At 40.3% G+C, this 10,430-nt stretch carries 9 protein-coding genes; all 9 read right to left on the bottom strand.

All coding sequences use genetic code 11. From position 1 onward, the window contains the following. Positions 1–127: 127 nt before the first annotated feature. Entirely contained in the window at positions 128–559 is a 432-nt protein-coding gene (locus COD92_RS19925) for a S1 domain-containing RNA-binding protein (RefSeq protein ID WP_098530250.1), read from the bottom strand. A gap of 92 nt (positions 560–651) precedes the next feature. Beyond that, entirely contained in the window at positions 652–1,035 is a 384-nt protein-coding gene (locus tag COD92_RS19920) for an FtsB family cell division protein (RefSeq protein WP_098530251.1), read from the bottom strand. Between the two features lie 15 nt (positions 1,036–1,050). Continuing rightward, positions 1,051–1,683 carry a spore cortex biosynthesis protein YabQ gene (gene yabQ / locus COD92_RS19915; protein ID WP_098530252.1) on the bottom strand — a complete coding sequence of 211 codons (633 nt, stop codon included), beginning with the start codon at positions 1,681–1,683 and terminating at the stop codon, positions 1,051–1,053. Next, positions 1,680–1,982, bottom strand: coding sequence for a sporulation protein YabP (yabP, locus tag COD92_RS19910; protein ID WP_098530253.1), 303 nt, complete (start codon positions 1,980–1,982; stop codon positions 1,680–1,682). Before yabP ends, yabQ begins: the two co-directional genes overlap by 4 nt. Before the next feature lie 359 nt (positions 1,983–2,341). Further along, complete coding sequence (locus COD92_RS19905) at positions 2,342–2,614, bottom strand: RNA-binding S4 domain-containing protein (RefSeq protein WP_098530254.1); 273 nt, start codon at positions 2,612–2,614, stop codon at positions 2,342–2,344. 18 nt (positions 2,615–2,632) lie between these two features. Then, positions 2,633–4,102 carry a bifunctional methyltransferase/pyrophosphohydrolase YabN gene (gene yabN, locus COD92_RS19900; protein ID WP_098530255.1) on the bottom strand — a complete coding sequence of 490 codons (1,470 nt, stop codon included), beginning with the start codon at positions 4,100–4,102 and terminating at the stop codon, positions 2,633–2,635. A 1-nt stretch (position 4,103) separates the two neighbouring features. Then, complete coding sequence (locus COD92_RS19895) at positions 4,104–5,729, bottom strand: putative polysaccharide biosynthesis protein (RefSeq protein ID WP_098996494.1); 1,626 nt, start codon at positions 5,727–5,729, stop codon at positions 4,104–4,106. Positions 5,730–6,030: 301 nt separating this feature from the next. Beyond that, the gene (spoVT, locus tag COD92_RS19890; protein WP_098530257.1) at positions 6,031–6,567 is read right to left on the bottom strand and encodes a stage V sporulation protein T; all 537 of its coding nucleotides are present in this window, start codon (positions 6,565–6,567) and stop codon (positions 6,031–6,033) included. Positions 6,568–6,763: 196 nt separating this feature from the next. Beyond that, the gene (mfd, locus tag COD92_RS19885; RefSeq protein ID WP_098996493.1) at positions 6,764–10,300 is read right to left on the bottom strand and encodes a transcription-repair coupling factor; all 3,537 of its coding nucleotides are present in this window, start codon (positions 10,298–10,300) and stop codon (positions 6,764–6,766) included. Between the last annotated feature and the right edge of the window lie 130 nt (positions 10,301–10,430).

Here is a 10,430-nt window from a genome sequence, read left to right as displayed (position 1 = left end):
CATGGTGCCTGTCACCTTTTACAATATACTAAGATTAATAATTGAAATAAAAATAAGACAAGCCGCCGTTGACTTGTCTTTGTATGTTAAGGTGAAACCTGCCTTATCCCATTAAGTGTGCAGCAAGTTAACCACGTCTAGCTCCTCTTCCTCCACGCTTGGATTCCGTGTTGCGCTTTAAGGAAGTTAAACGATCCTCACTATCTTTTAGGAATTTGGCCATTTTAGACTCAAAGGTTTCCCCTTTATTGCTATTACGATCGTTTGAACGGTTTTGACGAGGGCGTTGCGAATGCGAATATTGCCTTTTTTCCGGCTCTGGTCGATCCTTTGCCTTTTTAATCGACAAACCAATCTTTCCATCTTTCTCAACATTTATGACTTTTACCTCAACCTGGTCGCCAACCTTTAAATGATCGTTAATATCTTTTACATAATTGTCAGCAACCTCACTGATGTGTACAAGTCCTGTTGATCCACCCGGCAGCTCCACAAACGCTCCGAACTTTGTTATCCCTGTTACCTTTCCTTGTAACTTGCTGCCTACTTCAATTGACATAAAAAGAATGTTCCTCCTTAAAATGTTAAATCAATGTTTCTATATATTATACAGAAACTAAAAAATCAGTGTCAATAAATCGCACAGCTGGGTCAATTTTCTTTATTGTCTTCAGGAATATTAAAAATTACCTCATTCTTTTCTGAGAAAAAGTACTCTTTCCTCGCTAACTTTCCGATATAATCATCATCATTCAACTTAATAATATCTTCTTTAAGAATGGATTCCTGCTTTTTCATATCTGCAAGCTGGTGATCAAGCTTTTTCTTTTGCGCCAGTTTCGTCTCGAGTTTAGCTGTTTGGGAAATGTGATTTGAAATCATCAAATAGGTTAGCAAGCTAGCAAAAACAAAAAACACCGATAAACGTCTTCGCACTAATTTTCTTTTTCGGCTTGAGGCAATCTCGGCATATTGTTGCTGCTCCACATAGGTTGTCTGAATTCTTGATACATTTCGTTTTGTTTCCGCACCCATTCCCCTAAAACCTCCTTACTCTTTTTTCCTCTTCCATTTATCTCGCCATTTATTAATATAATTCATTATTTCCTTTAAATTTCCTGCCGTTTTATTATATAACTTCTCGACGGTTTTTTTAAGACTTTTCGGCAAAAGTTTCCAAAATAATAACACGATTTTTTGCAATGGAAACCAGATGACTTTCAGAATAAATAGTAAAACTTTATAAACAAATTTGACAAGGGTTAATAGTCCCCTGCCAAGTGCGAGAATAATCACAATCAATAGTTGTATAAGACCAACGATTGGCTTATAAATCAGGAGTTGAATCATTTTTCTTATAAAATTATAAATGGCGATAACGGACTGAATACCTATCTCTAAGAGACGAAGGTAAATACCTTTTAACAAGGCTTGGTATGCGGCGAATCCGCAAAGAAGTGCAATAAAGATATAAAACCGCAATTCTCCACTATTTACTATGAATAAGGTGTAAAAAATAATTAAAGCTTGAATAACCCAAAATAAGATATCATTTATGAAGACAATCCAAGCTTTTTGTTTTGGACGATTTAAAAACCGTTGATACGTATCAAACATGGCACCGAACAACGATCCCATGCCAATCATGGAAAGCATGGTAAGAAATTGCGTTGAAAGGGTCATTTGAATAACTTGCTAAAGAACCCTTTAGCTTTCTCCCCATGCTGTTCATCAAGATAAACTAAGTCAAAAATTTTCCCTTTAATTGAGACGATTCCCTTTTCGACATCAAGGTTTTTCATTTGCAGGTTTTGCCCTTTGATGGCTAAAAAGCCCATGACTGTTTCTAATAAAAATTCCTCATTATCAAAGCTTTCTACTTGTTTAACTCCAGTAATATCGAGCAGCTTTCTTCCTCTCATAATCACGTCATGATCTGGAACACTGCTCTTTTGTGGATTATTATCATAGTATTGGCTCATCCTTCATCCCTCACAATCATTTGTACAACCCTTTTGTACATTTTTATGTGAGGGAAATCTTAATTAGAACAATCTAACTAAGAAAAGCGGAAGCGCCTTGATCAGGGGCGCAAGGCTACAGGCGAGCCGGCGAGAAGGGTGCACTTTAGCCTTCTTGACGGATTGACCTAAATGTGGAGGCGACTGTTCTGGGACGAAGGTATAAGACGCACCCTGCAAGAAGGCGCTTTTTGCCTTCTTCAGGGGGTGGCTTATAATTCAAGTCCCAAGGAGCCGCAACTGGATAAGCTTAGACCTAAGAGCCCCTAGGCGCTGGAGCTGGACAATTTTCAAAGTCAATTTTAAACTTTCGTAATCTTTTAAAAAGGGTCGGGAGAGCCCAGCTTCTCTTCTTTTAAAATGGTATACATTTCGGCGGCTTCTTCCTTACGTGATGTTTCCTGGATTCGATCGATTCGAGCGGTAATTTTCCGCTGTCCGAGGCGGATCGTTAACTCATCGCCTGCCTTAACCGTGGAACTAGCCTTTGCCTCTTTTCCATTGATTTCAATTCTGCCTTGATCAGAGACTTCCTTTGCCAGCGTCCTTCTTTTAATTATTCTTGAAACCTTTAAAAACTTATCTAAACGCATTTGCACTTCCCCCTTTTGTTATAATCCCTTTTCCTTCGCTTCATCCCAATAAAGATCGAGCTGTTCAAGTGTATGCTCTTCAAATGACCGCCCACTATTCTTTACCTTTTCTTCAACGTACTGAAACCTGCGAATGAACTTTTCGTTTGTTTCAAATAAGGCTTCCTCTGGATGGATTTTTAAAAATCTCGCTACATTCACAAAGGCAAACAGCAGGTCGCCAAATTCTTTTTTAGCAAGGATAAGTCCTTCCTCCGTTCCATCAAGCTCATTCACAAATTCATCCAGCTCTTCTTTCACTTTCGCAATCGCCGGGTTAATTTCCCTCCAATCAAAACCAACCTTTGCCGCCTTCTTTTGCAGTTCATAGGCCCGCAGCAGGTTGGGCTGTGCTGTTGAAACACCTTCTAACAAGGAAGCGGGTTGCTGCTCTCCTTTTTCCTGCTGCTTGATTTCCTGCCAGTTCTGAATCACTTGCTCTGCGTTATCAGCCTTCGTATTACCAAATACATGTGGATGCCTGCGAATCATTTTTTCTGAGAGCCCCTCGATAATATCATCGATGGAAAAATACCCATCATCTTCCCCAATTTGAGCATGGAGCATGACCTGAAGCAGTACATCCCCTAGTTCTTCAACCAAATGGTCAATATCATCGCTGTTAATTGCTTCAATTACTTCATATGTTTCTTCAATTAAGTACCTTTTTAACGATTCATGAGTTTGTTCCTTATCCCATGGACAGCCATTTGGCCCTCTTAAAATCGCAATAATATCTCGAAGTTTCGCAAAATTTTTCAATAGTATTTGTTCGTCCTTAACAGGCGGAACATAAACGGAGGTTAAATTGTTAATCGATACGTTTCGGTCCAGCTCATACAAGGCTACTTTTTCAATCGACTCCTGACTGCTGCCGGCAGCCGTTACAATATATACCTCGTAATCATCAGGCAGCTTCTCCATTAGGGTTAGTTTAACTTCCGAGGCAACAAATTGATCGTATACCTGACTTATAAACATATGCTGTTCCAGCTGAAGCTGGCTGGCAAACAGTGCTGTGCCATCGAGCAGCTGAAACCCTTCAACCGGATCAATTTTTAATGCCGCAAAGATGGCATCCAAAAAGCTTTGTCCTCCTCCAATAGAAATGGTAACCCCTTCTTTTGGTCCATATTCTAAAAGGAGCTGAACAGTCCGCTCCGCCACAAGCGGATGACCTGGAACAGCATAAATGACGGACCTGGTTTGCGACTCCTCTAATAGGGTTCGGGCGATTTCCTCATAGACGTCGTCAAACTGATCATGTTTTTCATAGACATTATCAAACGAAACATAGGTCAATCCCTCTTTTTCTAACTCTGATACAACAGGATGTTCTTTAGTCCGTAAGAAAAGATGGTTTGCCTTCAATAATTTCTTATATACCCCGACAGGCAGCTGTTCTAAGTCACCTGCACCCAGTCCGAGTACCTCAATTTTTTTACCCATGTTAACCCCTATCCTTTCTTCCTAATAAATGAATAAGTTTGCTGCCAAGCGGAAATAATGCCAGTTCTTCCTCGCGAAAAACTCGGCCCCGGATAATAATTGATAAAAACAGGAGGCCTCCACATACTACAGCGCCTATTGCCTGCATAGCTGCCCCTAGCCGCTCCATTCCAAAAGAAGCAAAGAAATAATCTGTTATGTATAAATAGCCCTTTAAAAGCAGCACCATACTCATCGTGGCTGCTAGAACCGTTCTTAAAAATCCATTTACTAATATCGGCCCTCCGGACATTTTTCTAAATCCGGCCATTAAGACTAGTGTAACGATTGCTAGTGAAATAAGCGAGGAAACTGCAGCCCCCATGATTCCTAATAACGGAATAAGTATAATATTTAATAGATATTTCAATGGAAAAACAATCATGACGGCAAAGGCCGGAAACAACACTTTTCCCATTCCCTGCATAATCGCAATAACCGTTGAGATGATCGATGTAAAGAAAATAACAAAACTAAGGATACCCAAGACAGATGAACCTGAGCGATTCTCAAACAGCATAATGTTCGTAGGCTCGATAATGGCCCAGAGGCCCGCAGAGGCACCAACACCAACTACAACACTAACCTTTAATGCTAATTGGGTATGTTCATACAATTCCACTGGCTTAGATGCTAATCGTGCCCTAGTGATCAATGGCACAAGGGTTAGTGACATGGATGTGGCAGCAACGGTCCCTAATTGGATTAAGGGCTGACCACGGTCAAAAATCCCTTTTATCCCCTTGGCTAGTTCTGCTTCCATTCCATTTGCAACAAGCAGAGAATAAAGATTTAAAGAATCTGCCATTTGGATGAAGATCATCAGCATCCCACTTAAACAAATCATCAATCCTTGGAAAAAGAGCGCCCTCCAAATAGCCCCAACTTCCTTTTTATAGTTTTGAAACATCCCTCTAACAGGCATGATTATTTTCCATTCTTTACGAATCCGTAAGAACATAAACAGAATGATTGCGGATATGATACTTCCGGTGATGGAACCAAACATCGCCCCTCCTCCGACTAAATACAACGAATAACCTTTTGCCATAAAAAGAGAAGACAAAAAGATGATCGTCAACACCCGGATTGATTGTTCCCCGACTTGTGATATGGCAGTTGGAACCATATCCCCGATTGCTTGATAATATCCTCTTAATAAAGAGCTAATCGGGAAGGCGAGAAAAACAATCGCAACGACCCTTAATAAAATGGCTAAATGCGAATCATCCATCCAACGGGCAATTCCATCCGCACCAAAATAAAGAATCAGAAAACAGATGAATCCAAATACTTGCAAAAAGAGAAACGAGGCAAACAGCAGTAAACGAGAACGTATATCATCTCCTCGTTCCTTCTGCTCTGCATAAAGCTTAGAGATGACAACTGGAAAGCCAGTGGTCGACAAAACCACGGCCATCCCATAAAACGGGTATACTTGCTGATATATGTAAAAGCCGACATCACCGACAATATTTTGAAAAGGAATCCGGTAAAAGGCACTTAAGATTTTGGTTACAATAGCCGCAATGGTTAAAATAAACGCCCCTTTAAAGACGGCTTTTGATTGATGGATGGACTTTTGCATTTCTTCACCTGCTTATAAAATCTCCAAGGTATTATAGCATAAAAGAAAAGCGGAAGCGCTCGTTTAGTGAAGTACACTAATCGCTGGGCCCTGGAGCTGGACATATAAAAAAGACAGCATCTGCTGTCTTTTCGTTATAATTTGATAATTGTCTAGCTACAGCACCCAGCGACTAGCGGCCATCCCAATCCTCCCTACGATAAGTCAACATCGAATCGCTTACGCTCTTCGTGTTTCCTTTATCTCAGTCGGACCGGGCCCCTGTCCATACGTCGCTAAACGGGTGCTTCCGCTTTTCTTATTATGACTCCATTTGTCGAGCTAGGAACCCAGCAGCTGTTTCTACTGCTTTTTGCTCTACTTCACCAAGGGTTCCTTCTTTTGAAAAGATAATAACGCCACCAATGGGGTCTCCGTTTGCAATAATAGGTCCAATGGTGTACGATGAGACAGTTTCATTATTCCCTTCTATTAACGCCATTTCACCTTGCTGGGTATGTAGAACGGAGTTTCGTTCTTCCATCGTTTTTTCGACTAATTCGCTGATGTTCTTATTTAAATAATCCTTTTTTGAACCGCCAGCGACTGCAATATAGGTATCTCTATCACAAATTAAAACAGGATTACCGAGGCTATCAAATAGGGCTTCTGCATATTCTTTGGCAAAATCGCTTAACTCGCTGATTGGTGAATATTTTTTTAAAATGACTTCTCCGTCTCGATCCACAAAAATCTCTAACGGGTCCCCTTCGCGGATACGCAAGGTTCTGCGTATTTCTTTAGGAATAACAACACGCCCCAAATCATCGATTCGACGAACAATTCCAGTTGCTTTCATCCAATGTTGCCTCACTTTCATCTGATGATTTTACTAACTTGGCAATGATGTTAATCATCACCAGCTTTGAAATTAGTATCTTTCATCTGGAAAGTTCTATTCACAAACATAATATTTTTTCACATTTAAGCGAAATATCACATAAATGGATAATAATAGCTAGGTCAAAAGGACATCTGAAATGTCCCTTTGATGACTAGTTTACCGGATTGCCTTGACCCCTTTTAGCCAGTGATACCCCTTTGACCATTTCTCGGACAATATGAAGCCATTGCGCTGTTTCGTACTCTTTTGTCTTAATCATGATTTTTAATTTAGAGCCTTCCATCCCGGGAATAATGTTTCGGCCAAATTGGTTTCCTATATGGAATATCTTACTTCCATCAATTTCACCGGTAACCTGTTCATTAACTAAAATGGTGACCTCTTGCTTTACTTGTTTAATTTGCTCAACACCGTTTAACAAGGCGTAAACCTTGATTTCAGCAATTTGGAAGAGGTAATCCACTTCCTCCGGATATTCCCCAAACCGGTCGAGCATCTCTGCTTGAAGCTCTTCGATATCCTCAAGGCTCTCGGCCCCTCTAAACCGTTTGTACATTTCAATCTTCTGATGTCCATCTTTAATATAGGTATCAGGAATATAGGCATCAATTTCCAAATCAATTTCAACAGACTTTTTCACTTCACCGCCTAGGTCACCCTTCCGCTCTTCAATGGCTTCCTTCAGCATTTGTGAATAAAGATCAAATCCAACCGAATCAATAAATCCGTGCTGTTGAGCACCTAATAAATTCCCTGCCCCGCGAATCGATAAATCGCGCATGGCAATTTTAAATCCGGACCCTAATTCCGTAAATTCCTTAATCGCTTGAAGGCGCTTTTCTGCAACCTCGGTTAAGACTTTATCTTTTCGGTACGTAAAATAGGCATAAGCAACACGATTGGATCTGCCTACCCGGCCGCGGAGCTGATAAAGCGTGGAAAGGCCCATTCGATCTGCATCGAACACAATTAAGGTATTTACATTCGGGATATCAACACCCGTTTCGATAATCGTTGTGCTCACGAGCACATCAAATTCCCCTGCTAAGAAACCGATCATAACTGATTCCAGTTCATTTTCCGTCATTTGCCCATGTGCAAACGTTACACGGGCATCCGGAACAAGCATGGAAATTTCTTCAGCCTTACGTTCAATATCTTCGACCCGGTTATATAAAAAGAATACTTGTCCGTCCCTGGCAAGCTCACGTTCAATCGCTTCTCTTACCAATGAACCATTGTACTCCATAACATATGTTTGCACAGGGAAACGATTTTCCGGCGGTGTTTCGATGACCGATAAGTCCCGTACGCCAAGCATTGACATATGAAGTGTCCTTGGAATTGGTGTTGCCGTTAAGGTTAACACGTCGACATTTGTTTTTAACTTCTTAATTTTTTCCTTATGTGTAACACCAAATCTCTGTTCTTCATCGACAATCAATAGTCCTAAATCACGGTAAACAATGTCTTTTGATAGCAGGCGATGGGTACCTACAACAATATCAACCGTACCTGCTTTTAATCCTTTGATTGTTTCAGTCTGCTGTTTTTTTGTTCGGAACCGGCTTAATAAGCCAATATTAATCGGATAATCTTGAAAACGTTCTCTCAATGTCTCAAAGTGCTGCTGCGCTAAGATTGTTGTTGGAACTAAGAAGGCTACCTGCTTTCCATCAGCAATGGACTTGAATGCCGCACGGATGGCCACTTCCGTTTTACCGTAACCAACGTCACCACATAAAAGGCGGTCCATTGGACGCGATCTTTCCATATCCTTTTTAATTTCATGGATCGAGCGCAGCTGGTCTTCGGTTTCTTGATAAGCAAAAGAAGTTTCAAATTCACGCTGCAGATCCCCATCAGGAGAAAAGGCATACCCAACCGCCGCTTCCCGCTCCGCATACAGCTTAATAAGGTCATCCGCAATATCTTGTACAGATGATTCAACTTTCTTCTTGACCTTCTTCCAATCACTGCCGCCGAGCTTATATACCTTCGGCTCTTTTCCTTCAGATCCTACATACTTTTGAACAAGGTCGATTTGTTCCACTGGAACATACAGTTTATCTGAACCTTGATAGCGGATATGCAAGTAATCTTTATGAATACCATTTATAACTAGCGTTTCAATCCCCAAGTATTTACCGATTCCATGATTAACATGAACAACATAATCACCAATTTTCAACTCGGAGTAACTCTTAATCCGTTCGGCATTCGATAATTTCTGCCGGCTAGCTGATTTTTTGACGCGCTTATTAAATAATTCTTCCTCAGTGATGACAGCAATTTTTTGAATAGAAAGTTCAAATCCTGCATGAAGATTTCCTCGCATTATCTGAACTTTACCTGGTAAGAGCTGTTGATCACCTTTCATGGCGCTGGCATTTATTTCATAATCCTCTAAGACCCGCTCTAATTTCTTTACCCTTTCTTCATCCGGCCCTAAAAATAGAATAGAATAATTTCCTTTTTTCCACCTGTCGATTTCTGCTTTTAATAAATGCATCTGACCATGGAAATTTTGCATTTGTTTACAAGTAATATTGATAATATTTTGTGGACTTGTATTGGCAACATGTCGTAAAAATAAAGACATATAGAGAAGCGGAAATTCTTTTCTTTGCAGCATTGCCCCAAGGTCATGAGAAATATGCAGGTCATGAATAATCTGCCCCTCTGCTAGTAAACCTGTATACCACTCAGCTTCTTCTTTTACGAGGGAATCATTCATCTCTTGAACTCTGCTAATTTCATCTACAAACACAAGTCCATCGCTTGGCAGATAGTCTAGTAAACTATTAGGCCTGTCGTAGGCTAATGATAAGTATTTATAGACTTGGTCTGGTTTTTGGCCATTTTTCAACTGCTCAAGCTCATAACTGATATTTTGGCTTAACTGCATTTTCGCTTTATCATCTTTTAATTTTCTTAAAGACAGCGCCAATCCTTCTTCAAGCTTGCCGATAATTCGGCTATAGTCCTCCGCTTCGAGGATGATTTCCGTAGCTGGTCCAATTAAAACTTCTTTCACTTTTTCTTTTGACCGCTGATCATCAAGGGAGAAATATCGGATTGAATCAATTTCAGTATCAAACAACTCTATCCTTAATGGGTCTGCCTCAGTAAGTGGGTAAATATCAATAATTCCACCCCTTACACTAAATTCCCCAGGAGTCGATACCATCTCAGACCGGACGTAACCCATTTTAACAAGGGTCGTTAACATCTTATCTATATTAATATCTTCTCCTAGTTTTAACGACAACTGGTATTGTTTCCATAGTGTTTTTGGAGGAACAATCTTTTTTAATCCGGCAATTGGGACAATCAATACACCTTTACTTTGCCTGCTCCAATAGTTTAACGCCTCAATTCGCTGGGCTTTTAATTCCGGACTTGCAATGCTAAGCTCCGCAGCTATTAATTCATTAGCTGGAAAAAGGAAGACTTCCTTTTCACTTAATAGATTGACGAGATCATCATAGAGTTTTTGGGCTTGTAGTAGATTATGGGTGACAAGCATGATTGGCCTTTTCATCTTTTCATAGACAGACGCAGTTAGGACGGTCCGCGATGATCCAGATAGGCCTGCAACTAGTTGTTCTTTTAATCCCTCTTCAACCCCGGCAATGATGGAGTGAACATCTTCTTGCTTTAAAAATAGTGATTTTAAACCATTCAAGGTTTCTCCTCCCTCCCTTAAGAAATAATTATATTAAAACAATATTTATATTAGTAAATTTTTAAACAGAAAAACGCTTTGGAGAGCTTCCAAAGCTGATTAGAATAGCGGAAGCGCCCTTTTTAGCGGC

Source organism: Bacillus sp. AFS037270 (assembly GCF_002585305.1).
The sequence above is the reverse complement of the archived record's forward strand: the minus strand, read 5'-3'. Positions and strand labels throughout refer to the sequence as shown.

Bases quoted from the DNA above. Each gene is read 5' to 3' on its own strand.
- COD92_RS19925 (WP_098530250.1), bottom strand. From the start codon at position 559: ATGTCAATTGAAGTAGGCAGCAAGTTACAAGGAAAGGTAACAGGGATA.
- COD92_RS19920 (WP_098530251.1), bottom strand. From the start codon at position 1,035: ATGGGTGCGGAAACAAAACGAAATGTATCAAGAATTCAGACAACCTAT.
- yabQ (WP_098530252.1), bottom strand. From the start codon at position 1,683: ATGACCCTTTCAACGCAATTTCTTACCATGCTTTCCATGATTGGCATG.
- yabP (WP_098530253.1), bottom strand. From the start codon at position 1,982: ATGAGCCAATACTATGATAATAATCCACAAAAGAGCAGTGTTCCAGAT.
- COD92_RS19905 (WP_098530254.1), bottom strand. From the start codon at position 2,614: ATGCGTTTAGATAAGTTTTTAAAGGTTTCAAGAATAATTAAAAGAAGG.
- yabN (WP_098530255.1), bottom strand. From the start codon at position 4,102: ATGGGTAAAAAAATTGAGGTACTCGGACTGGGTGCAGGTGACTTAGAA.
- COD92_RS19895 (WP_098996494.1), bottom strand. From the start codon at position 5,729: ATGCAAAAGTCCATCCATCAATCAAAAGCCGTCTTTAAAGGGGCGTTT.
- spoVT (WP_098530257.1), bottom strand. From the start codon at position 6,567: ATGAAAGCAACTGGAATTGTTCGTCGAATCGATGATTTGGGGCGTGTT.